Raw genomic sequence first — 22,092 nt, 5'->3', positions numbered from 1 at the left:
TTTAAGGTGCGGAATGTTTCGTTCTGATACTATCGTAAACGCTATCTGGGATAGGAATGTTCAATTTTTCTGCCGCCGTTTCTGGTTTTTCCCAGTTCAAATACCCTTTCACCCAAGCGAAAACCAGTCCTAAGGCTAAAATTCCGACGAATAATAAAATCTCTATAACTGCGTAAATAGGGAATTCCGGTGCAATCATGGACAGCTCTTTGTTTTTCAATAAAGTGGCCGTGGGGAAGAGGAAAACCAATTCGATTTCGAATAGTACAAAAAGTAGAGCAATCACGTAAAAACGGGGATTGAAGCGAATATTTGCGTTTCCTACGGGTGCTTCACCAGATTCGTAGGTGGAATTTTTCTCGACATTCGGGCGATTTGGGCGAATGAAGCGGGCAAGGGTTAATATCAAGCCTAGGAATAGGATTCCTGCGCCTAAAAATGCCGCCACATAGCCAAATTGCTCGATCATTGCCTTAACTTCAAATAGCCTTTAATCACCGTAAACGTAGTGACCGCAAGGAAAAATAGAATGATGTATTGAACGTAGTTGATGATGCCGGGGAAACTTTGGCCTAAATAAAAACCTGCCGTTACTAAAGTGCCCACCCACAGGGCTCCTCCTACGAGATTCAGCAAGATAAATTTGTACCAAGAAAGGTGGCTAATGCCAGCTAAAATAGGAGTAAAGGTCCGCACAATAGGTAAAAAGCGACTGATGACCAGCGCCATAAACCCATATTTATCAAAAAATTCGCGAGTCGATTCGAGGTGTTTCTTCTTAAAAAACCAGCCATCAGGCCTATTCATGAGCGATTTGCCGAAAAAGCGCCCCACTAAATAGCCCACGAGGGAACCGATGACGGCAGCTAGAAAAATACTCAACAAAAGCGAGCTCAAAGGCTCCTTCAAAACACCCGTACCTCCAAAAACACCCGTCAAAAACAATAAATAATCTCCAGGCAGAAAAAAGGCAAAAAACAGGCCATTTTCGGCGAAAACAATCAGGGTAATCACCATCAATCCAGAACGGATAATGGTTTCAGAATCAGTGAGCTGATGCCACAAAAGATTTATTTCATCCATGATTTAGGCCGTCATTCCATCTTAAAATAAAATGAAAACATAAATATGGGTGAAAAATTCGAATTTTTGTTACATTTGGTGGATGAAAAATGTCGTTGCCTATGTTCTTTTTGTGATCCTATTTGCCGGCGGCTTATTGCCTAAGGTGGGTATGGAACAGGCCATCAAGGCGAATGAACTGGTGAAGCATTTTCAAGATCACAAGAAGCAGGCTCCGGCGGGTTTCAGTTTTGTGGACTTCCTTTGGATGCATTATGCGGCTGATTCGAAGCACGCAAAAACAACCCAACATCCGAGTTTACCTAGTTTCGATTTCTCAGGTGCGATGGGTTACGTTTTACCCACAGTCGCCCTCTTTTTTATGAGTGCTATTGCGCTCATCGTTGCGCGTCGCCGCTCAGAATTCTACGAAAACAACTACCATTTCTCAATGGAGCGTGTGTTAATTGCACCTCCCCGGTTTTAAAATTACGCCTGCAGATCACGGCATGCGCCGTCATGTAAATGCTTAATTTTAAAATCATGATTAATTCCATTATTACTTTTAGTATACGCAATAAATTAGTGATCGGGCTTTTTGTCCTGGGGCTGATTTTTTGGGGAGGGTATTCGCTTCGCCAGTTGCCTATCGATGCCTTGCCAGACATTACGTCGAACCAAGTTCAGGTGATTACGCAATCCCCTGCACTTGCGACCTCAGAGGTCGAAAAATTCATTACCTATCCGTTGGAGATTTCTTTGCGAACTATCCCCAATGTGAAGGATATTCGCTCCGTTTCTCGGATGGGACTTTCCATTATTACCGTCGTTTTTGAGGACGAAGTGGCCACCGAAGTGACGCGGCAGCAAGTTGCGGAGAAACTGAAGGCAGCAGAACCCTACCTTTTACAAGGAGCAGGCGTTCCAGAAATGGCGCCCATCACGACGGGTTTAGGGGAGTTTTTCCAATATACCTTAGAGGTAGACCCTGCATTCAAGGATCAATATTCACTAGCCGATCTACGAACCTACCAGGATTGGTTAATTAAGCGCCAGCTTTTGGGTATCAAAGGCGTGGTGGAGGTCAGCTCTTTTGGAGGAGACCTAAAACAATACGAGGTCGCGGTGAATCCAGAGCGTTTGCGCGCCATGAATGTGAGTGTGAACCAGGTGTTTAAGGCGATTCAGATTAATAATTCGAACTCTGGCGGTAGCTATTTGGAGAAAGGAACGGACGCCTATTTTATTCGTTCGGAGGGGATGTTGACTTCGTTAGAAGACATCGAAAATACGGTTGTTGCTCAAAGAGGCGAGGCCGGATTGCCTATTCTAGTAAAGGATGTGGCCAAAGTGGGCTTCGGGAAGGCAGTCCGCTACGGTGCGATGACTCGAAACGGAGAAGGCGAGGCTGTGGGGGGCGTTATGCTACTCTTAAAAGGAGCGAATGCAAACCAAGTGGTACAAGATGTGAAAGTCCAGATGGAAATCATCGGAAAGACTTTGCCACAAGGAATTAAAATAGTCCCTTATTTAGATCGAAGTGTCTTGATCGGTCGCTCCATTAATACGGTGGAGAAGAACTTGATCGAGGGAGGATTGATCGTCGTATTTATCTTGGTTTTATTGCTGGGAAATTGGCGCGCCGGTTTAATCGTAGCCTCCGTAATTCCGCTCTGTTTATTGTTTGCCTTTGCGCTGATGCATATTTTCGGGGTGTCTGCGAACTTAATGAGTTTAGGGGCGATTGACTTTGGCCTGATTGTAGATGGCGCCGTCATCATTGTCGAGTCCATTATTCATCGACTCCACAGCCATCGAAAGGGGGAAGAATTAAGTCAGCAGGCGATGGATGAGGAAGTGGGTATTTCTGCCAAAGCTATTTTCGGCTCCGCTGCCTTTGGGGTCATTATTATCCTTATTGTTTACCTACCTATTATGGCTTTAGGGGGAATCGAAGGTAAGATGTTTAGGCCGATGGCGCAGACGGTTAGTTTTGCTATTTTAGGGGCCTTAATTCTTTCGCTGACCTATGTACCCATGATGTCTGCCCTGTTTTTGGACAAGAAAATCAGCCACGAAATCACGATTGCGGATCGCATCATGGGCTTTTTATACCGCGGTTATCAACCTATTATTCATTGGGCTTTACAGCAACGCAAGTGGGTGGTGATTGGGGCTTTTGGCCTGTTTTCTGCTAGCATCGCCCTCTTTATGACCTTAGGTGGTGAGTTTATTCCGGAACTAAATGAAGGGGATTTTGCAGTAGAAACGCTACTGCCTACGAATGCGTCACTGTCTCAAAGCATCAAAGTCAACACCGCCGCCCAAGCGATGCTCCTGAAGAAATTCCCTACGGAGATCAAGCAAGTGGTATCCCGTATAGGTGCCTCCGAAATTCCAACCGATCCGATGGGTATCAACTCTTGCGACTTAATTATCCAATTAAAGGATCCGTCTGAATGGAAAAACGCGGAAACTATGGAGGAATTAGAGGAGAAAATGGATGCGGCATTAGACGTATATCCAGAAGTCAATTTCGAGTTCACGCAACCGATTCAGATGCGTTTCAACGAGCTGATCGCAGGGGTGAAATCGGATATTGCGGTGAAGATTTTTGGGGAAGATTTGCAAGAATTGTTTGATCACGCCACCGAAGCCTCTCGCTACATCCGCAGCATCGACGGCGTAGGCGATATCAAAGTCCAACAAATCGACGGTATCCCGCAATTAGTGGTGAAATACAATCGCGTGAAGATGGCGCAATATGGCTTGAATGTGAACGAGGTGAACTCGGCCATCAAGATGACTTTCGCCGGAGAAACGGCGGGAATTGTGATGGAAGGGGAGAAACGATTTGACCTAGTGATCAGAATGGATTCGGTACACCGCCAAGACATTCAGAATTTGCGCGAACTCTACATCGACCTACCCTCAGGATCTCAAATTCCTTTACAAGAGGTGGCGGATGTGAATTATGAAAATGCGCCACTAGAAATCTCTCGGGACAATACGCACCGTCGGATTACCATCGGGATTAACGTGCGTGGTCGCGACGTGGAAAGTGTGGTAGCAGATATTCAGAAAGCCATGAAAGATAAAATTGTGTTGCCGGCGGGTTACTATGTGACCTACGGCGGAACTTTTGAGAATTTACAAGCGGCGAAATCACGTTTAGCACTCGTCGTTCCTATCGCGCTTGCCCTGATTTTCATTTTGTTATTTTTTACGTTCCAAAGCTTCTTAGAAGCATCCATCATCTACCTCGCAATCCCTTTATCGGCGATTGGTGGTGTAGTGGCGCTTTGGCTTAGAGGAATGCCCTTCTCGGTTTCAGCGGGGATTGGCTTTATCGCTTTATTCGGTGTCGCGGTGTTGAACGGAATCGTGTTACTCTCCTACTTTAAACAATTAGCGGATGAGGGTTTAGGCGTAGAGGAGCGTTTGAAGAAAGGCTTAGAATTGCGCTTTAGACCAGTTATCATGACCGCGGCGGTGGCCTCTTTAGGTTTCTTGCCTATGGCGCTGAGTCACTCGCCGGGAGCGGAGGTACAGCGTCCATTAGCAACCGTTGTCATCGGGGGTTTAATTACGGCGACCTTCTTAACGCTGGTGGTTATCCCGGTCGTGTACTCGCTCGTGATGGGCCGCAGAGAACAAAAGTTGAAGGCCAAAGGCTTAGGGATGATTGTGTTGTTTATTTTGATGTCATTTTCAAGCACAGCCTCCGGACTTCGGACTCCGGACTTCGGACTATCGACTAGCGACTATCGACTAGTGACTAGCGACTCCCGCTTGTCGACTAAGTCACGAAGTGACGACCCATTGACTAAGTCGAACAGTGACGACTCACCCATCTCTACTCTATACTCTCCTCTCTCTACTCTGTCGCTAAAAGCCTGCCTCGCTCAAGCCTCCCAAAAGAACGCCCTCCTCGCCACCGGCCTAGCCGATGTCAAAACCGCGGAGGCCTTTATCAACTCGGGAAAGGAATTGCCCAAGGGCACGGTAGATGCGCAGTATGGAAAAACACAGACTTCGACGAGTCAGGATTACACGCTGATGTTTTCTCAAAGTATCCCATGGCCTACACTGTTGAAGGCACAGGTAAAGGCCTTGACCTCGGCGAAGGTGATGAGCGAAAAGCGCTTGAAGATCACGCAGAATTTGGTGGCTTCGAGTGTGAAATTCTATTATTACCAGATTTTAGCACAGCAGAAAAATCTACAATTTCTGGCTTCCCAAGACAGTTTGTACACGCAAATGAAGCGTGCGGCAACGATTAAATTCGAACAAGGCGAGACGAATCGCTTGGAATTAATGGCCGCAGAAACGCGTCTACGGGAGTTTCAACAGAAACGAATTGCGTTAGAAGCGGATCAAAAGACGGCCTATCAAAATTTGGCTTACTGGATTAATGAACCAGGCGAATTCGAAATCGAAGGTAAGGAATCTCTAGCTATGGAATCTGGTGCTACGGGACTGGATCTGTCGAAAAACCCCACTATCGAACTCTTAGCTGAGCAGGTGGAACATGGTAAATTGTTAACAGCTGTGGAAAGAGAACGCCTCAAACCGGATGTGCGAATCGGGATGACTAACCAGAGTATTGAAAATGTAGGAGGCCAAAATTTCATTCAAGCTGGTCTGGCGATTCCGATTTTTGGAAAAGGACAGAAAGCAAAAATTGCCTCGGCTAAATTGCAGGAGGAGGCTTTTATCAGCCAAAAAATCCAAGCTGAATCGGCTTTGCAAACGGACTACAAAAATGCGGAGGCAGCGGTCGCGAAATACCGAGCGAGTTTGGCCTACTACACGGCTACGGCCTTGCCGCAAGCCGCTTTGCTGGAGAAGACCGCGCTGAAATCGTATCAGCAGGGAGAAATCGAATACGTCGAAATGTTGCAAAATACGCAGCAGGCTTGGCAGATTCGCGAAAGTTATATTCGAGAAGTCAACGCCTACAACCAGGCGATTATCACACGTCAAACACTCATTGGAAATGAATAAGATATTTAGATTAGTAGCGCTATGCCTTGTGTTCAGCTTAGCTGCATGCTCGAAAAAAGAGGAGGCCACCACGGAAGCGCCGGTGGCCGAAATTAAATTAAGCGCAGAACAGAAGACGAACGCAGGTATCGAATTTGGTGCGTTAGAGGAGCGCGAAATGTCCACGGAAATAAAGTGCACGGGGGTGGTCGATGTGCCGCCGGTGTCTTTGGCATCCATTTCGATCCCGATCGCTGGTTATTTGAAAACGACCTATGAATTGCTTCCGGGCAAAAAAGTGTCGAAAGGCCAAGCCTTAGCGACCTTGACATCGCTTGATTTCATCCAAATGCAGCAAGAATATTTGCAGGCCTTGTCATCCCAGACCTTTATGAGTTCCGAGAAATCGCGTCAACAAGTATTGACGAACGAGGAAGTGGGATCGAAGAAGAAATTGCAACAGTCGGAGGCGGATTTAGGGAATGTCAATGCGCAGGTGAAGGCTTTGGGACTAAAATTAGAGGTCTTAGGTTGTGACTTGAAGTCGCTGGCGAAAGGGAATATTAGTTCTGTTTTGACCTTGCGTTCGCCGATTGATGGGTATATCCAAGACCAGTTTTTGGCAATCGGAAAATACGTGACGCCTTCAGACGTACTCATTAAGGTCGTTGGAATGGCGGATAAGCACGTGGAATTGAAGGTATTCGAGAAGGATTTAGCCAAATTAAACATCGGTCAAACCATCGAATTCGAATCAGAGGGCGAAAAAGCTGCTGCCAAAATCTTCCTCATCGCCCCACAAGTTGAATTGACAGATCGCACGACGTCCGTTCATGGACACTTCGCAAACAAATCAGACGAAAAGAATTTCACCGTTGGACAATTCGTGAGCGCGCGTATCAAAGTAGGATCCCAAAAAATCCCCAGCATCCCACAAGCAGGCCTTGCTCGCGTGGGGAAAGGGGGTTTCATCTATGTGGAAATGGCAAATGGCGCCATGACGCAAGTACCTGTGGAGATTTTGAGTTCGACACCGGAATACGCGGGAATCAAATTATTGAAGGCATTACCGGCTGGTAAAGTAGTGACAAAAGGAGCTTCAGCCATAGAAGCCATCTTTGCGAAAGATTAATCGACCCAGCCGCTCCAAACAGTATAATCGGCCCATCCCTCAGGTGGGTCGATTTTTTTATCGAATATCCCAAAAATCGTCGACCCCGAACCGCTCATCGCCGCATAGCTAGCACCCAGGGTATACATCTGCTCCTTCAAGGAAGCCAAGACAGGATAATGGGGGAAGATGCTTTTCTCGAAATCATTCGAAATCGCTTCTTTCCAGCCTTCCTTCTGAATGGCTTTGCGTAGATCTATCGGCGCTTTTGCTGGCGTCACTCCGGCATAGGCTTGCGCCGTAGAGATGCTCACTGCTGGGTATAAAAGCACGAGAAACTTCCCCTTCAGGCTCGCTTCGATAGGACTCAGTTGATCTCCTTTTCCTTTGCCAAAAGCAGCCTGATTCGACAAGAAAAACGCACAGTCGCTGCCTAATTTAGCTGCATAGGGTTGTAAATCTTCATTCGTTAAGGGGAGCTGAAATAAGTCTCTCAAGCCCATCAAGGTAAACGCCGCGTCAGAGGAACCTCCACCTAAACCCGCTCCCATCGGGATGATTTTGTGCAGGTGAATGTGCACGGGCGGCATTTTATGATCTTTGCGCAATAGCTCATAAGCCTTATAGCACAGGTTATCTTCGATAGCGCCAGCGATGTCTAAGCCAGAGGAGCTGAAGGTGAATTCCCCTTCTGATGGCGTGATTTCCAACACATCTGTCCAAGGCACCGGAAAGAAACACGTCTCTAAATCGTGAAATCCATCCTTGCGCTTCTTCGTGATGTACAAGCCTATATTAATCTTCGCGTGCGGAAATAAAACCATATTAATCTTCTAAAGAGTTGCCTATCCAGCTGAAACGTACCCATAACCCAATGAAAAACAGGACGAGTGCAATTTCAGCAAATAAGTAAGAGAGGGAAATGTGTTCTTCCCAGGTAACCGTTTTGACCACTGAGGCCTCCATTTTGTCAATTTCTTGGAAAATCTGTTGCAAAGCTTGGCCATTTGTCGCTCGAAAGAATTTCCCTTTGGTCATCGTTGCGATTTCGCGCAGGGTACTTTCGTCCACGGGGTCAGCACTCGGCTGAAGGCTTCCTACGGCGATGGTATATACTTTAATGTTAAAATTCTTCGCAAGTTCCGCGGAGGTAACCGGGTCAAGATTTCCGGCTGTGTTGTTTCCATCAGAAATCAGGATACTGATTTTCTTCGGGTTTTCGGAGTCACGGATTTGGTTGATACACATTCCTAAGGCATCGCCTAAAGCTGTTCCCTCTTCCACGATTTGATTCGTTTGCAACTGCTGTAATTGATGCAATAAAAAGGCGGTGTCTGTTGTGATTGGGCTCGCTAAATAAGGAGCACCCGCGAAGGCGATTAATGAAATGGGATCGTGGCTCCGCTGGCGGATGAATTCCTTGCCCATCGTTTTAGCCGTCTCTAAGCGACTAGGGCTAATATCACGCGTCTGCATGGAAGAGGAGATGTCCAAAGCCAGTGCGATGTCAATACCTTCTACTTGCTTTTTCTGGTGCTTGATCACACGGTAGGGACCTGCCGCCACGATGATGACGGAAGAGATGCACAGGACCTGTATGACCATAGGGACATAACTCAAAAAGAGCGAAATCCGGTTTTGGTGCAAGGGAACAGAAAGGGATAATTCTAGTCGTGGTTTGTTTCCCCGTTGACGTAAATACTTGATGAAATAGACAATGACAGGCCAAATTAAGCCATATAAAAACAAGCTATTCTCCCACTCAAAAGTGAAGAAAGCTTGAATTTGTTGCCAAGAATAGAGCGGATTAAACTTCATTGTTCTGGATCTTCTCTTGTTCTATTTCATATAAACTCGTCGCAAGGGATTCCAAATATTGGACGGATTCCGTTGTATTTGTCGAAAAATTGCCCCCGTAAATGGCCGAATCCATCTCATTCAATACCTTTTCCATGGCTTCATCCGCTAAATTATCGAGCATTTCTTTTGAAGTAAATGTCGTAAAGGGCAATTTCGTTAATTCCTCGATATATTTTTTCCAAGCCGAGAAGGCTTTCTCTAAATTGAGTAAACCCACGGGTGTTCCGGCAACTTGTCGTGCATAGCGTTGAAACGTACGTCTAAATTCTCGGTGACGACGCCACAATAAGTAGCGTTTGAATAGTTTGGTGATGGCTTTTCCAAAAATCCAGTAGATTAATCCCGCCATGATTAGTAAACTAATTCCTGCTGCAAACACGTTTTTAAGATCTGTTTTAGGGCTCAGGGGCTTGATGGGGATGCTTTGGTACAATGAATCCAAATCAATTTGTTCCGGATGTGGCAATAAGCGTTTCAAGTGAACGCTATCCACCACGGGATAAATAATGGTGCAATCTGGTTCCTGCAAAAGGTAAATGGGGATTTGCAGTTTTTGGACCGGAGCTAAATTAAACAACCGCAACGTATAAACGGCCGAATCTAAAGAGCCAGAGGCAGTCGTCTTGGTGGCAAAAAACTCGCGTTTGACCGTCTCAAATGCTCCAAAATTCTGGTTCGCATTCGGAAAAAATACTTCTTGTCCTTTCGGATGACGCACATACAAAGAATAGTGAATCGGTTGTCCGATCACCACCGAATCTTCCTGAAACTTTCCCTTAATAATGAATGGCGTCTCTTGCATTAGCGTCTGGCATTAAAAAGTTTGACCAATGCCGGAACGAAATCCTCGCCCGAACGCAATTCAACGTAATCTGCGCGCCATTTCTTACACATTTCTTTTAAATCTACTCCTCGGTTTTTGACCTGCTGCTGGAGTAAATTCTTGAATCCTCGCGTGGAGGTATTTACCCAAGTCGTCCGCTTACGTTCCGGATCATAGATGGGAATAATCCCCATAGAAGGCAATTGAATTTCTTGTTGATCAAGGGTATGCAAGACCACTAAATCGTGTTTCAAAGATGCAGCACGTAATAAATCTTCATATCCTTCGTCGATAAAATCAGACAGGACAAACAAAAGACTTTTACGTTTTAAAGTCTGTAAGGCAAAGGTTAAGCCCGCCTTTAAATCAGTTGCTGAATTCTCCGCTTCCACTCTAAAAAGCTCTGAAATCACCTTGTATCCATGCTTTTTACCCATGGCTGGGGGCATGTACTTTTCATTTTTATCGCTAAAGCAGACGAAGCCTAAATGACTTGCCTCTTGAATCGCAGCGAAGGCAAGCACCCCAGCTACTTCTTTTATAGTTTTGATTTTGCTATTTCCGCGTCTGCCTACGGTACCGGAGGCACTGACGTCGATGAGGAAGAAAACGGTTTGTTCTTTTTCCTCTTTGAAGAGTTTTACAAATGTCCCGTGGCCCTTTGAAGAGGTATTCCAGTCAATGTGTCGAACGTCGTCCCCGTAATGGTACTGGCGTAGGTCACTAAACTCTAAGCCCGATCCCTTAAAGACGGAGGAGAAATTTCCATGCATTTGCGTGTTAATCGCTTTTCTAATGCGAATTTCCAGCTGAACAACATGGGTCAGGAAGGCTTTAATGTCCATATCCACGAGACTAAATTACCTATTTTTTACCCAATCTGAATGAAATGAGCTAAAAGCTTTCTAATTTACGGGTATATTTACAAGATGAAAAAGGTCTATTTATTGCTTTTCTTGGCACTGGGAGTATTTGCTTTTAATGCATGCACGGAAGAATCGGTGGGCAACCGATTAGAACAAGAGAAGATGGCACAGGTTTTGGCAGATATTCACATCGATGAAGCGATCGTACAAAACATGAGCTTAGGTAATACCGATACTGCCTTAGTTCTTTTCCATGAGATTTCGAGTCAATCACTAAAAAAACGAGGTCTGGATTCAGCTATGGTTTCAAAAAGCCTAGGTTATTACGTGAAAGATCCAGCCGCTTATATCAAATTATATACCCGTGTGAATGAAATTATTGAAGAGCGTGGGAAAAAAGCAGCGGCTAAACGACCATGAGACTTCTTTTCTTATTATTGTTTATTAATCTAATTTCAATGGGGCAATCGCCTGTTATTCAGGGACATCGTGGTTGTAGGGGCTTGTTTCCTGAGAACTCTTTACCCGCTTTTCAACACGCACTAGAGATGGGAGTGACAGTCCTCGAAATGGATGTTTGCCTGTCTGCAGATGGACAAGTAGTGGTCTCGCATGAACCCTATATGAATCCTTTGTATGCGTCGTTTCCGGATGGTTCGCCCGTGACAAATGCTTCCGTTAATTTATTTCAAAAGCCCTATGCCGAAATCAAATCGTTCGACGTAGGCTCTCGCGGAAACAAGCTCTTCCCAGAGCAAGCGCGTGTAGCGACTTACAAACCTTTGCTTTCAGAGGTCTTAGCTTTAGGAGAAGCCTTTGCGCGTAAATATGGTCGAACTATTTATTACAATATCGAGATCAAGTCCGAACCTTCGGAATATGGAATTACCCAGCCGGCGACGGTGAAGGAATTTGCGGATCGGGTTTGGTCTGTGATTTCTACTCATATTTCGCCGTCCTCGCTGATTTTACAGAGTTTTGATTTCGCGGTTTTGCAATACTGGAAAACGGCGATTCACCAAGGACGCATTTCCGCTTTAGTGGAGAAAGAGACACCAGAGCAGATGCTTTCGGCCTTAGGTTTTACACCGGAGATATTTAGTTCTTCGTACCGGTTTTTAACGAAAGAGCAGATTGATTTTTGTCACGCGCGCGGAATGCAAGTCATTCCTTGGACCATCAATACGACGGCAGAGATGCAGAAATTCAGCGATTGGCAGGTAGACGGCATCATTACCGATTACCCTAATCGTGCACCTCAATTCCTAAAACCCTAAACATGTCGTTGTTTAATGAGACTTTGTTGTGGTTTATGAAGCGGAGAATGCCGCGGATTGAGGCGATGTATGATAGCCCTTTGGAACTACAAGAACAGATGCTTCAGGGGCTTTTATCCCATGGTCGCTCGACTGAGTGGGGCTTGAAACACGGTTATCAGGATATTTCGAATTACGAGAAATTCAAGCAGCAAGTCCCTATTTCCACCTACGAGGAGATCTTTCCATATATCGATCGGATGATGCAAGGGGAACAGAATATTCTTTGGGATACGCCAATTAACTGGTTTTCGAAGTCCTCTGGAACCACTAATGCACGCAGCAAATTCATTCCTGTTTCGAAGGAAGCGCTCGAGGAATGCCACATGATGGGCGGGAAAGATATGATCACCTTGTTGGCGGCGAATAAACCGGATACCAAAGTGTTCGAAGGCAAGGGTCTTTCCATCGGGGGGAGTTTATCTGAAAGTCCGGTGAATTCGAGTATGCTGATGGGCGATGTGTCGGCGGTGGTGATGAAGAATCTACCTATATGGGCACAAATAATTCGCACGCCTTCGCTGGACGTGGCGCTGATGGGAGATTGGGACCAGAAAATCGAGAAGATGGCGATCGAGACCTCGAAGGAGAATGTAACGAGTATTTTGGGAGTGCCTACTTGGACGCTTGTGTTGATTGAGAAGATATTAGAGATTACCGGGAAGAAGTCGATTTTAGAGGTGTGGGAGAATTTCGAATTTATGATTCACGGGGCGGTGGCTTTTGGGCCCTACCGCGAGTTGTTTAAGAACCAGATTTTTCCGTCTTCGCAGGTCGGATTTTTAGAGATTTATAATGCGTCTGAAGGGTTCTTTGGTATTCAGGATGATCTGTCCAAACCCGATGAGATGCTCCTCATGCTCGATTACGGCATTTTCTATGAGTTCATTCCCATGAACGATGAGGGGGAAGAGGCCAACACCATTGTTTCTTTAAGCCAAGTTGAAGTAGGCGTGAATTATGCGATGGTCATTTCGACGAACGCGGGTTTGTGGCGCTACAAGATAGGGGATACTGTGAAGTTTACTTCCGTGAGTCCGTATCGGATTAAGATTTCCGGAAGGACTAAGCATTTCATCAATGCCTTCGGGGAAGAGTTGATTATCGAGAATGCGGAGACAGCCGTCGCGCGCGCTTGCGCCGCGACCCAGGCAGAGATCAAGGATTATACGGCGGCTCCGGCCTTTATGAACGAGGGCAAAAACGGTCACCACGAATGGGTGATTGAATTTTCAAAAGCCCCAAAAGATTTTCGTACCTTTGCACAGATTTTAGATCAAACGCTTCGCGAGCAAAACTCGGATTACGATGCGAAAAGGTCTTATGATTTAGTGCTTGGCCCACCTTTGGTCCATATCGCCCCAGCCGGAACTTTCCACAACTGGATGCGGGAACGAGGGAAATTAGGCGGCCAGCATAAAGTTCCGAGGTTAAGTAACCACCGGGAATTTTTAGAAGGAGTCAAAGCTCATTTTTAATCAATACAAGCTATGTCGTTAAAATTAACTATCGAGAATGGTATCAAAGATGCCATGCGTGCGAAAGACGCAGACCGTTTACGTGCATTACGCGCCATCAAATCCATGATTCTTTTGGAAGAAACTTCGGGTTCTAGCGCTGACGGTTTAAGCGCAGACGCAGAGATGAAAATCTTAATGAAAGCAGCGAAACAACGCCGTGATTCATTAGAAGTCTATGTTTCTCAAAACCGCCCAGACTTAGCGGAAAAAGAGCAAGCGGAATTAGCCATCATCGAAGAGTTCTTGCCTAAGCAATTGTCTGACGAAGAATTAACCGCTAAAATCACGGAAATTATTGCTTCAGTAGGCGCTACGAGTCCAGCGGATATGGGTAAAGTGATGGGTGCTGCTTCGAAGCAATTAGCTGGATTAGCAGACGGTAAAGCCATCTCGGCGAAAGTGAGTGAATTATTAAAGAAATAAGATTGGAAAAGAAGGTCGCGATACGGAATCTAAGTTTTGAACAGCTGAAGGCAGAGATGCTCGCAGCCGGAGAACCCGCGTTCCGGGCTAAGCAGGTGTACGAGTGGATTTGGAAGAAGGCTGCCCGCAGTTTTGACGCGATGGGAAATGTCCCTAAGACGACGCGCGAGTGGCTTTCGGAGAAATTCTCTTTGCAGATTGTGACCACCGCGGAGGCGCAATACAGCTCCGACCGCACCATCAAATCCAGCTTTCAATTACACGACAACAACCTCGTGGAGGGAGTATTAATTCCTACCCGCGAACGCGTGACGGCCTGCGTTTCCTCCCAAGTGGGATGTTCGCTTACCTGCAGCTTCTGTGCGACGGGTTATATGGACCGCAAGCGGAATCTAGAGTCGTTCGAGATCTACGATCAGGTCGTGTTAATCCGCGATCAGGCACAGGAAAAATACGGTCAAGCGCTGACGAACATCGTTTACATGGGGATGGGCGAACCGCTTTTGAACTATGCGAATGTATTGAAATCCATCGAGCAAATTACTTCGCCAGAGGGTTTAGGGATGTCGCCACGCCGCATTACGGTGTCTACGGCGGGTATCGCGAAGATGATCCAAAAACTAGGCGACGATCAAGTCAAGTTCAATCTAGCCCTTTCCCTGCACGCCGCGAACGATACGAAGCGGAACCAGATTATGCCCATTAACGAGAGCAATACCTTGGACGTCCTGAAGGCCGCGCTTTTGTATTTCTTCGATAAGACGGGCAACGAAATCACGCTCGAATACATCGTCTTTAACAAGTTCAACGACACCATCGAGGATGCACGAGAATTGTATGAGTTTGCCAAAGGCATCCCGTGCAAAATCAACCTCATCGAATACAACCCGATTGCTCAGTCTTCTTTCGTGAATGCGGAGGCAGATGCGATCGCGAAGTTCTCCGCTTTCCTTGAAAGCAAACGAATGATCGTGAATATTCGCCGCTCCCGCGGACGTGATATTGACGCGGCTTGCGGCCAGCTTGCCGGCAAAAAAGCCCCAGCAGATGCCTAATACGATGTTTCCCATCTTCTTGAAAATGGATCAAATCGAGACCTTGGTCGTGGGAGGGGGAAACGTAGCTTTAGAAAAAGCATCGGCGATTTTACGCAATTCCCCAGAGGCAAAATTGACCTTAGTGGCGCCCTTTTTTCGCTCAGAAACGATTGAATACCTGCAGGATTTTCCTCACGTGCGCATCTTAACGCGCGGTTTTCAGCCATCCGATTTAGAAGGACTGGACTTAATCATCTGCGCCACGGATTCTCCCGCTTTACACGCGGAAATCAAAGCCTTAGCGGCAGCCCAGCACTTGCTTTGCAACGTGGCGGATACGCCGCCTTTGTGTGATTTTTATTTAGGATCCATTGTCCAAAAGGGTGACCTAAAGATTGCGATTTCCACGAACGGGAAATCTCCTACTTTGGCCAAAAGAATCAGAGCCTTCCTAGAGGACGTCATCCCGGAGGACATCCAAACCTCCCTCGATCAATTAGAAGCGGTACGGAAAATAGTAAAGGGTGACTTTCAGCAGAAAATCACCCAATTAAATGAACTAACTAAGAATCTAATCTTTAAAAAGAAGGACTAGTCGTCGATCTTCGCTGTCTCCAGCGTAGGTACTAAGGTATAAATAATCACCCAAGCTAACATGTACGCACTTCCGCAAAGCAAGAAGATGATGTTATAACCGTCGTTGATATTACCTAGTAATTTATATTTATCGAGTAAAGCACCCACGATCATGGGGAAGAAAATACCTCCCACTGATCCGGCCATTCCACCGATTCCGATTACCGAACTAACGGCTTTCTTCGGGAACATATCCGTCGCAATCGAGTAAATGTTCGCACTCCAAGCCTGATGTGCCGCAGCAGCTAAGGAAATCAATCCTACCGCCTGCCAGATATTATCGCAATAACGCGCTAACATAATCGGCACCACCGCAATCGCGAAGCTAAACATCGACCACTTGCGCGCTTTGAAGGACGGCCAGCCTTTATTGATTAAATAACCTGACAACCAACCGCCGCCAATACTACCAATCGTAGTCGCCGTATACACGATGATTAATTCTAAACTAGGCTTCTTTAAGTCTAATTGGAAGCGCTCAGAGAAATAAGAGGGCAACCAGAAAAGGAAGAACCACCAGATCGGATCTGTAAACATTTTGCCAAAAAAGAAGGCCCAAGTCTGCTTGAATCCAAATAATTTTGCCCAACGTACCGGCGTCACATTATCATCTTTTGCTTCCATATCCGCGTGGATATAGTCAAATTCTGCTTTCGATAAAGACTGGTGTTTCGAAGGCACTTCATAGTAGAACCACCAGAAGATCAACCAGATAAATCCAATCGCTCCGGTCGCAATGAAAGCCATTTCCCAGCCATAGGCTCCTAAAATCCAAGGCACTAAAATCGGTGCTGCAACAGCGCCTATGTTTGCTCCCGAATTAAAGATCCCCGTTGCCAGCGCACGCTCGTTCTTAGGGAACCACTCAGCTACTGTCTTAATCGCCGCTGGGAAGTTTCCTGCCTCGCCAAGACCCAATAAACCACGCATAAAAGCAAAGCTCAAGGTTCCAGTCGCTAAGGCATGCATCATCGCCGCGATACTCCAAACTACAATCGAAATGGAGTAGCCTAATTTAGTTCCAATACGGTCAATAATCCCGCCAAAACCCAATAAACTAATCGCATAGGCCGCTTGGAAAGCAATTACAATGTTTGAATAATCTGTCTCAGACCAGTCAAATTCTTTTTCTAAGACCGGTTTTAATAATCCAATAACCTGGCGGTCTAAATAGTTAATCGTCGTCGCGAAAAATAGCAGTGCGCATATTTTCCAGCGGTACTTTCCAATTGTTTCCATATTAAAGTTCGTGATAGGTTTTGATCAAGTTAGCGATCGTGTTTGATATAGAGGTATAGTCTTGTTTTTGGATTAAATCAGCTGGGAACAATTGGGATCCCATCCCTACCGCCGCTGCGCCTGCACCAAACCAAGTTTGTAAGCTTTCACGGTTGGGTTCCACACCACCGGTCACCATGATTTTGGTCTTCGGCATCGGTCCTTGGATCGCTTTCACGAATGCGGGACCTACCACGTTGCCTGGGAAGATTTTTACGTATTTTGCTCCCAAAATCTCCGCATTGCGAATCTCCGTCAAGGTCATCGTGCCTGGCATCCAAGGGATGTTGTGTTTTGCGCAAACCTCGCCTACGGAAGCCGTCGTGAAGGGTTGTAACATAAAGTCAGCGCCCATTTCGATAAATTCTGTCGCCTGTTTTTCATCGTAAATCGTTCCGATTCCTAACACTAAATCCGGGCATTCTTTCTCACAAAAGTCGATTAGTTTCGCAAAGATGGCAGGAGCCGCTTCGCCGCGATTCGTGAATTCAAAAACGCGAATTCCACCGTCGTAGCAGGCTTTTAGGACATTTTGGGCGATCGTTTGATCGGCATTGAAAAATAAAGGAACAATCGGCGTTTCCGCTAATCGAGAATATACTATTTCTGCTGAATTTCTAGCCATGATTATCTTTTTAATCGTCCGGTGATATCGCCGCCCATGACGGTTTCTATTTCGTCTAGGTTGGATAAATTAATATCCCCTTCGATCGTGTGTTTTAAAGCGGAAGCCGCTACAGCAAAGGCTAAAGACTTCGCCTCATCGCCGTATACTAAGTTTCCGTAAATGTATCCGGCCATGAATGCGTCCCCACCGCCGATGCGATCCACGATTTGGGAGATTTCTACGGTATCTGATTTGATCACTTTAGAGCCATCAAAGGAGGTGGCTGATAAAGTATTTTGAGACGCAGAAATCTGGCCTCTTTTGGTATTAATAATCTTCTTGATGTTAGGGAAGCGGGCTTTGATCTGTACGCAGATATCGTGCCAGCCGCTCTTGTGCGAGCCCGTAGGAACGATGTCTAAGATATCCTCTGCGTCCGCTTTGCCACAGACGATAATGTCGCATTGCGCGATTAAAGCGGGCATCACCTCTTTTACTGATTTGCCATATTGCCAAAGGTTCTTCCGGTAATTCACATCCGCCGAAATCGTCAAACCTTGTGCTTTTGCCTCTTTTAATGCCGCAGTTAAGGCTACCGTAGCTGCCTCCGAAATCGCAGGCGTTATGCCTGTCCAGTGGAACCAACCTGCTCCGTTGAAAATTTCTTTCCAATTAAAATCTGCTGGATTTAAGTTAGCGAAAGCAGAATCTGCGCGGTCATACGTCACTTTGCTCGGACGCATTGCTGCCCCAAACTCCACGAAATACAAACCTAAACGACCCTCTTTATACGCCGTATGCGACATATCCACGCCTACTTGGCGGTAATAGCCGGTGGCAGCTTTGCCTAATTCGTTGTTTGGGAAACAAGTCACGTGTTCCGCCGGGATCCCGATGTGGGCTAATCCGCCCGCCACGTTTGCCTCGCCGCCACCGTAGGTGATGTTCAATGACTGTGCTTGGGTAATACGTCCATAGCCCGCAGGGCTTAAACGACCCATGATTTCCCCAAAAGTGATAACCTTCTTCATTAATTCTCGAAATTAAAAAATCCTGCCGCGTTGTTATAGGAGATGTCTTGCACTAGTTTGCCTAACCAGGCATGGTCAGCCGGCAATTCGCCATTTTCCACGTCCGCGCCCAGTAAATTACACAAGATTCTTCTAAAATACTCATGTCTTGGGAACGAAAGGAAACTTCTGGAGTCCGTTAACATGCCCACGAAGTGGCTCAACATTCCCATATTAGACAAGGCATTGATTTGCTTTTCCATGCCGTCTTTTTGGTCCATAAACCACCAGCCAGAACCGAACTGCATCTTTCCTACAATTGTTCCATCTTGGAAATTACCCGTCATCGTCGCCAACAACTCGTTATCGCGCGGATTCAAATTATACAATATCGTCTTCGCTAATTGATTCGTCGAATCTAAGTGATTTAAGAATTTCGACAAAGGACGCGCCTGCTCAAAATCCCCAATCGAATCAAATCCCGTATCAGGCCCTAAAGTCCCTAACAGACGGTCATTGTTATTGCGAATAGCCCCTAGGTGGAATTGTTGTGTCCAACCTTTGGCATGATCTAAATGCGCAAAATATACCAGCATCGCTGATTTAAACTGCACTTTCTCTTTCTGATTAATCGTTTTACCCGTCATTAATCGCTCAAAAATGTGCGCGATTTCCTGTTCGGTATAATCGTCAGCGTATATCTGCTCTAGCCCATGGTCACTTAAACGACATCCCACGGAATGGAAGAAATCGTGTCTCGACGCAATCGCTTTCTTGTAATCTGCTAACGTATGGATCTCCATTTCAGCCGCAGCCGCTAAGGAATTCACATATTCTACGAACACACTCTCATCGTCCACGCCCATCGCCTTATCCGGACGGAAGGTAGGCAAGACTTTGATCGCAAATCCACTCGCCTTGATTTGTTTGTGGTAGGCCAAATTGTCGATCGGATCATCCGTCGTACAAAGTGCTTTCACGTTCATCTTTAACAATAAGTTGCGCACAGAAAACGCTGGAGTACGCAAAAGAGCATTGCACTGATCGTAAATTCGCTTTCCGCTTTCCGCATTCAATAATTCGGTAATCCCGAAATAACGCTGTAACTCCAAGTGAGTCCAGTGATATAATGGGTTACGCATCGTATAAGGCACAGTCTCTGCCCATTTCAAGAACTTCTCCTCGTCAGACGCATTTCCTGTGATGTATTTTTCATCCACCCCGTGAGCTCGCATCGCCCGCCATTTGTAGTGGTCGCCGGCTAACCAGATTTGGGAGATATTATCGAATTGCTTGTCCTCCGCGATCTGCTGAGGAATCAAGTGATTGTGGTAATCAATAATGGGCATCTGCGCCGCAAATTGATGATACAAAGTCTGCGCCGTCTCGGACTGCAACAAGAAATCTTTATCTAAAAACGCTTTCATAGTATTTCGTTTAATCTATTCAGTGGGCAGTGGGCAGTCGGCAGTGGGCAGTAATCAGTCCGGAGGTTTTTAGTCCGGAGGGAATGAGTCCGAAGGTGTTTAGTCCGGAGCTATCATTCACCATTCACCATTTACCATTTCTCCACCACTTACCATTTCATTCACCATTCACCATTTTCTCCTTTATGCTTTGTGCTCTATTCTTTATGCTTTAAATCTCTACTCTCTACTCTCCTATCTCTACTCTCTACTCTATACTCTCCTAAATATACTTCGTCACCCCCTCCACAAACCCAGGAACCGCCGTTAAATCCGTGCCCCATAAATCCGTATTGGATAACACTTTTTTCAAGTCAAAATCTTTCCAAGCCTCGTAGAAATATGGCGCATAGTCGCATTGGATTGGATAGGCCTCCCCGTTGCTATCACCATAGTATTTTCCACCTTCCTCTTTCACTGCGTGCATGAACTGTAAATAAGCCGCGAAGCCCATGCAGAATAGCTCAGGTGCTTTGCCAAATTTTTTGGCATAATTAATCACCAAAGGCACATTACGCATCCGCATTTTCGTCGTGTACTGCACCGTAATGTCGATCAATTTGTGGTTAATGTATGGATTGCGGAAACGATCTAAAACCGAACGTCCGAAGCGATCCGCCACCTTGAAATCCATTTTATAAGGGATGCCCAGCGCTAATTCGCTCAGCATTAAATTCATGATCAATTTGCTTAAATAGCCGTTCGCCATCACATCTTTTACGAGACGGAAACCTAATAAAAAGGACATTCCGCAAAGCAAGGTGTGCGTACCATTCAACAAGCGCAATTTCAATTCGCGGTAGATCTCGATATCTTCGGCAATGATCACCCCTTTATCAGCTGGCGCAAAGGAAAGCACATCCTTTACTTTTTTACCGCCTTGTATTGCCCAAAGGCTATACACCTCTGAAATGATCATCAAGGAATCTTCATAACCTAATTGTGCGCAAATATCCGCGTTTGTCGCCGCATCCGGGCTACCCGGTACGATGCGATCCACTAAGGAATTACAGAAGTGATTCGCTGTTTCTAACCAAGACACGAACTCAGCTGAAAGACCGTGGTCTGCTGCTAATTTCAAGACGATGCCTTTCAACACATCACCGTTGTTGATAATTAATTCGGTAGGAACAATCACCATTCCTGAGGCATCAGATCCTGCGAAATGCGTGAAACGCGCGTGCAAGAACGCCAATAATTTGGCTGGGAAGGAGTTAGGGCAACCGTTTGCAATTGGATCGTTTGCCACGTAGGTGATCCCTACTTCGGTGGTATTCGAAAGGATGATTTGCATCTCCTCGCTTTTCGCACATTCGATGATTTTATCCCAGTCCTTTGACGCTGTGATGGTACGAGAGATGGAAGCGTTGATGATGTTCTCTTCTTTAGCAACCCCATCCTCGATTCCTTTAATGCAATGGGTGTACAATCCATCTTGCTCATCAAAAGCATCAGCACCACCTTTTGAAGTGGACTTAACAACGACTACGCGACCTTTGAAAATTCCTTGGCGGTTCGCTTTGTCGATGTAAAAATCACAAAGTCCACGTTGTAATACTCCGGTCCCAAACTGCAGGACTTTCTCCGGATACGTAAATATCTCCGGCGATGGAACTTGTAAGGCAATAGAAGATTGAAGTTTGCCTGACTCCAGGAATTTTTTCGATAAGCGCATAGTAATTGTAATTTCCTTTAAAAGGCATAAATCCCACCTTTTTACCTGATTTTCAGGCAAAAAAATGGGATTAAATGACCTAAAACGTTTACGCTTCGCCTATGGGGCCGTTATAATTCATCGGGAATTGGAAACCAGCGGCATCTCCTTCTTTCATAATTGGGCCAAAGGCCTCTTCGTACTTCTGAATATTCTCTTGTAGCGCCTGCATTAAGCGGTAAGCGTGGTCCGGAGTCATCACGACTCTCGACTTTACTTTGGCCTTCGGAAGACCGGGTAAAATGCGAATAAAGTCCATGACAAACTCCGATGGGCTATGCGCAATAAGGGCTAAGTTTACGTAATGACCTTCCGCCATCTCTTCAGGAAGTTCGATATTCAATTGATTTTCTTCTGTGGGGTTTTCCATATTTCTT

At 45.9% G+C, this 22,092-nt stretch carries 21 protein-coding genes; 9 read left to right on the top strand and 12 right to left on the bottom strand.

Going from position 1 to position 22,092, the window contains the following annotated elements:
• Position 1: 1 nt before the first annotated feature.
• Positions 2–469, bottom strand: a complete 468-nt coding sequence (locus ACRZ9O_RS10380; RefSeq protein ID WP_459458926.1) for an NADH-quinone oxidoreductase subunit A — start codon at positions 467–469, stop codon at positions 2–4.
• Positions 466–1,083 carry a DedA family protein gene (locus tag ACRZ9O_RS10375; RefSeq protein WP_459458924.1) on the bottom strand — a complete coding sequence of 206 codons (618 nt, stop codon included), beginning with the start codon at positions 1,081–1,083 and terminating at the stop codon, positions 466–468. The genes ACRZ9O_RS10380 and ACRZ9O_RS10375 overlap by 4 nt, the downstream gene beginning before the upstream one ends.
• A gap of 82 nt (positions 1,084–1,165) precedes the next feature.
• Here ACRZ9O_RS10375 and ACRZ9O_RS10370 point away from each other — a divergent pair, with 82 nt between their 5' ends.
• The 3 genes from ACRZ9O_RS10370 to ACRZ9O_RS10360 are packed head-to-tail and all read left to right on the top strand — an operon-like array spanning position 1,166 to position 7,180.
• Positions 1,166–1,549: a hypothetical protein gene (locus tag ACRZ9O_RS10370; RefSeq protein WP_459458922.1), complete on the top strand. Its 384-nt coding sequence runs from the start codon at positions 1,166–1,168 to the stop codon at positions 1,547–1,549.
• A 56-nt stretch (positions 1,550–1,605) separates the two neighbouring features.
• Positions 1,606–6,069, top strand: a complete 4,464-nt coding sequence (locus tag ACRZ9O_RS10365; protein ID WP_459458920.1) for a CusA/CzcA family heavy metal efflux RND transporter — start codon at positions 1,606–1,608, stop codon at positions 6,067–6,069.
• The gene (locus tag ACRZ9O_RS10360; RefSeq protein WP_459458918.1) at positions 6,062–7,180 is read left to right on the top strand and encodes an efflux RND transporter periplasmic adaptor subunit; all 1,119 of its coding nucleotides are present in this window, start codon (positions 6,062–6,064) and stop codon (positions 7,178–7,180) included. The genes ACRZ9O_RS10365 and ACRZ9O_RS10360 overlap by 8 nt, the downstream gene beginning before the upstream one ends.
• Here ACRZ9O_RS10360 and ispE read toward each other — a convergent pair.
• From ispE to ACRZ9O_RS10340, 4 genes are read right to left on the bottom strand one after another with little or no spacing between them, the layout of a single operon-like run.
• Entirely contained in the window at positions 7,177–7,983 is an 807-nt protein-coding gene (gene ispE, locus ACRZ9O_RS10355; RefSeq protein ID WP_459458916.1) for a 4-(cytidine 5'-diphospho)-2-C-methyl-D-erythritol kinase, read from the bottom strand. The genes ACRZ9O_RS10360 and ispE overlap by 4 nt on opposite strands.
• 1 nt (position 7,984) lies before the next feature.
• Positions 7,985–8,977, bottom strand: a complete 993-nt coding sequence (locus ACRZ9O_RS10350; protein ID WP_459458914.1) for a VWA domain-containing protein — start codon at positions 8,975–8,977, stop codon at positions 7,985–7,987.
• On the bottom strand, positions 8,967–9,821 hold the full coding sequence (locus ACRZ9O_RS10345; RefSeq protein WP_459458912.1) for a hypothetical protein: 855 nt from the start codon (positions 9,819–9,821) through the stop codon (positions 8,967–8,969). Before ACRZ9O_RS10345 ends, ACRZ9O_RS10350 begins: the two co-directional genes overlap by 11 nt.
• Positions 9,821–10,687, bottom strand: a complete 867-nt coding sequence (locus tag ACRZ9O_RS10340; RefSeq protein WP_459458910.1) for a DUF58 domain-containing protein — start codon at positions 10,685–10,687, stop codon at positions 9,821–9,823. Before ACRZ9O_RS10340 ends, ACRZ9O_RS10345 begins: the two co-directional genes overlap by 1 nt.
• 84 nt (positions 10,688–10,771) lie before the next feature.
• Here ACRZ9O_RS10340 and ACRZ9O_RS10335 point away from each other — a divergent pair, with 84 nt between their 5' ends.
• The 6 genes from ACRZ9O_RS10335 to ACRZ9O_RS10310 are packed head-to-tail and all read left to right on the top strand — an operon-like array spanning position 10,772 to position 15,599.
• A complete protein-coding gene (locus ACRZ9O_RS10335) occupies positions 10,772–11,128 on the top strand; it encodes a DUF4296 domain-containing protein (RefSeq protein ID WP_459458908.1) in 357 nt (118 codons plus the stop codon).
• 38 nt (positions 11,129–11,166) lie between these two features.
• Positions 11,167–11,985: a glycerophosphodiester phosphodiesterase family protein gene (locus ACRZ9O_RS10330; RefSeq protein WP_459458907.1), complete on the top strand. Its 819-nt coding sequence runs from the start codon at positions 11,167–11,169 to the stop codon at positions 11,983–11,985.
• 2 nt (positions 11,986–11,987) lie between these two features.
• A complete protein-coding gene (locus tag ACRZ9O_RS10325) occupies positions 11,988–13,502 on the top strand; it encodes a GH3 auxin-responsive promoter family protein (RefSeq protein ID WP_459458905.1) in 1,515 nt (504 codons plus the stop codon).
• 12 nt (positions 13,503–13,514) lie between these two features.
• Complete coding sequence (locus ACRZ9O_RS10320) at positions 13,515–13,967, top strand: GatB/YqeY domain-containing protein (RefSeq protein WP_459458903.1); 453 nt, start codon at positions 13,515–13,517, stop codon at positions 13,965–13,967.
• A 2-nt stretch (positions 13,968–13,969) separates the two neighbouring features.
• On the top strand, positions 13,970–15,022 hold the full coding sequence (rlmN, locus tag ACRZ9O_RS10315; protein WP_459458901.1) for a dual-specificity RNA methyltransferase RlmN: 1,053 nt from the start codon (positions 13,970–13,972) through the stop codon (positions 15,020–15,022).
• Entirely contained in the window at positions 15,015–15,599 is a 585-nt protein-coding gene (locus tag ACRZ9O_RS10310) for a precorrin-2 dehydrogenase/sirohydrochlorin ferrochelatase family protein (RefSeq protein ID WP_459458899.1), read from the top strand. Before rlmN ends, ACRZ9O_RS10310 begins: the two co-directional genes overlap by 8 nt.
• Here the strand turns inward: ACRZ9O_RS10310 and ACRZ9O_RS10305 are convergent.
• The 6 genes from ACRZ9O_RS10305 to ACRZ9O_RS10280 form a co-directional block, all read right to left on the bottom strand.
• Positions 15,596–16,879 carry an MFS transporter gene (locus tag ACRZ9O_RS10305; RefSeq protein ID WP_459458897.1) on the bottom strand — a complete coding sequence of 428 codons (1,284 nt, stop codon included), beginning with the start codon at positions 16,877–16,879 and terminating at the stop codon, positions 15,596–15,598. The genes ACRZ9O_RS10310 and ACRZ9O_RS10305 overlap by 4 nt on opposite strands.
• Position 16,880: 1 nt before the next feature.
• Entirely contained in the window at positions 16,881–17,543 is a 663-nt protein-coding gene (locus ACRZ9O_RS10300) for a bifunctional 4-hydroxy-2-oxoglutarate aldolase/2-dehydro-3-deoxy-phosphogluconate aldolase (RefSeq protein WP_459458895.1), read from the bottom strand.
• A 2-nt stretch (positions 17,544–17,545) separates the two neighbouring features.
• A complete protein-coding gene (locus ACRZ9O_RS10295) occupies positions 17,546–18,556 on the bottom strand; it encodes a PfkB family carbohydrate kinase (RefSeq protein ID WP_459458893.1) in 1,011 nt (336 codons plus the stop codon).
• On the bottom strand, positions 18,556–19,962 hold the full coding sequence (gene uxaC / locus ACRZ9O_RS10290) for a glucuronate isomerase (protein ID WP_459458891.1): 1,407 nt from the start codon (positions 19,960–19,962) through the stop codon (positions 18,556–18,558). The genes ACRZ9O_RS10295 and uxaC overlap by 1 nt, the downstream gene beginning before the upstream one ends.
• A gap of 262 nt (positions 19,963–20,224) precedes the next feature.
• A complete protein-coding gene (locus ACRZ9O_RS10285) occupies positions 20,225–21,676 on the bottom strand; it encodes a tagaturonate reductase (protein ID WP_459458889.1) in 1,452 nt (483 codons plus the stop codon).
• Between the two features lie 88 nt (positions 21,677–21,764).
• Entirely contained in the window at positions 21,765–22,085 is a 321-nt protein-coding gene (locus tag ACRZ9O_RS10280) for a DUF3467 domain-containing protein (RefSeq protein WP_130895864.1), read from the bottom strand.
• Positions 22,086–22,092 lie beyond the last annotated feature (7 nt).

This window comes from Aquirufa sp. HETE-40SA (assembly GCF_054558635.1).
This window is presented reverse-complemented; position numbering and strand designations above follow the sequence as displayed.

Coding starts and splice junctions, on each gene's coding strand:
- ACRZ9O_RS10380 (WP_459458926.1), bottom strand. CDS start 469: ATGATCGAGCAATTTGGCTATGTGGCGGCATTTTTAGGCGCAGGAATC.
- ACRZ9O_RS10375 (WP_459458924.1), bottom strand. CDS start 1,083: ATGGATGAAATAAATCTTTTGTGGCATCAGCTCACTGATTCTGAAACC.
- ACRZ9O_RS10370 (WP_459458922.1), top strand. CDS start 1,166: ATGAAAAATGTCGTTGCCTATGTTCTTTTTGTGATCCTATTTGCCGGC.
- ACRZ9O_RS10365 (WP_459458920.1), top strand. CDS start 1,606: ATGATTAATTCCATTATTACTTTTAGTATACGCAATAAATTAGTGATC.
- ACRZ9O_RS10360 (WP_459458918.1), top strand. CDS start 6,062: ATGAATAAGATATTTAGATTAGTAGCGCTATGCCTTGTGTTCAGCTTA.
- ispE (WP_459458916.1), bottom strand. CDS start 7,983: ATGGTTTTATTTCCGCACGCGAAGATTAATATAGGCTTGTACATCACG.
- ACRZ9O_RS10350 (WP_459458914.1), bottom strand. CDS start 8,977: ATGAAGTTTAATCCGCTCTATTCTTGGCAACAAATTCAAGCTTTCTTC.
- ACRZ9O_RS10345 (WP_459458912.1), bottom strand. CDS start 9,821: ATGCAAGAGACGCCATTCATTATTAAGGGAAAGTTTCAGGAAGATTCG.
- ACRZ9O_RS10340 (WP_459458910.1), bottom strand. CDS start 10,687: ATGGACATTAAAGCCTTCCTGACCCATGTTGTTCAGCTGGAAATTCGC.
- ACRZ9O_RS10335 (WP_459458908.1), top strand. CDS start 10,772: ATGAAAAAGGTCTATTTATTGCTTTTCTTGGCACTGGGAGTATTTGCT.
- ACRZ9O_RS10330 (WP_459458907.1), top strand. CDS start 11,167: ATGGGGCAATCGCCTGTTATTCAGGGACATCGTGGTTGTAGGGGCTTG.
- ACRZ9O_RS10325 (WP_459458905.1), top strand. CDS start 11,988: ATGTCGTTGTTTAATGAGACTTTGTTGTGGTTTATGAAGCGGAGAATG.
- ACRZ9O_RS10320 (WP_459458903.1), top strand. CDS start 13,515: ATGTCGTTAAAATTAACTATCGAGAATGGTATCAAAGATGCCATGCGT.
- ACRZ9O_RS10310 (WP_459458899.1), top strand. CDS start 15,015: ATGCCTAATACGATGTTTCCCATCTTCTTGAAAATGGATCAAATCGAG.
- ACRZ9O_RS10305 (WP_459458897.1), bottom strand. CDS start 16,879: ATGGAAACAATTGGAAAGTACCGCTGGAAAATATGCGCACTGCTATTT.
- ACRZ9O_RS10300 (WP_459458895.1), bottom strand. CDS start 17,543: ATGGCTAGAAATTCAGCAGAAATAGTATATTCTCGATTAGCGGAAACG.
- ACRZ9O_RS10295 (WP_459458893.1), bottom strand. CDS start 18,556: ATGAAGAAGGTTATCACTTTTGGGGAAATCATGGGTCGTTTAAGCCCT.
- uxaC (WP_459458891.1), bottom strand. CDS start 19,962: ATGAAAGCGTTTTTAGATAAAGATTTCTTGTTGCAGTCCGAGACGGCG.
- ACRZ9O_RS10285 (WP_459458889.1), bottom strand. CDS start 21,676: ATGCGCTTATCGAAAAAATTCCTGGAGTCAGGCAAACTTCAATCTTCT.
- ACRZ9O_RS10280 (WP_130895864.1), bottom strand. CDS start 22,085: ATGGAAAACCCCACAGAAGAAAATCAATTGAATATCGAACTTCCTGAA.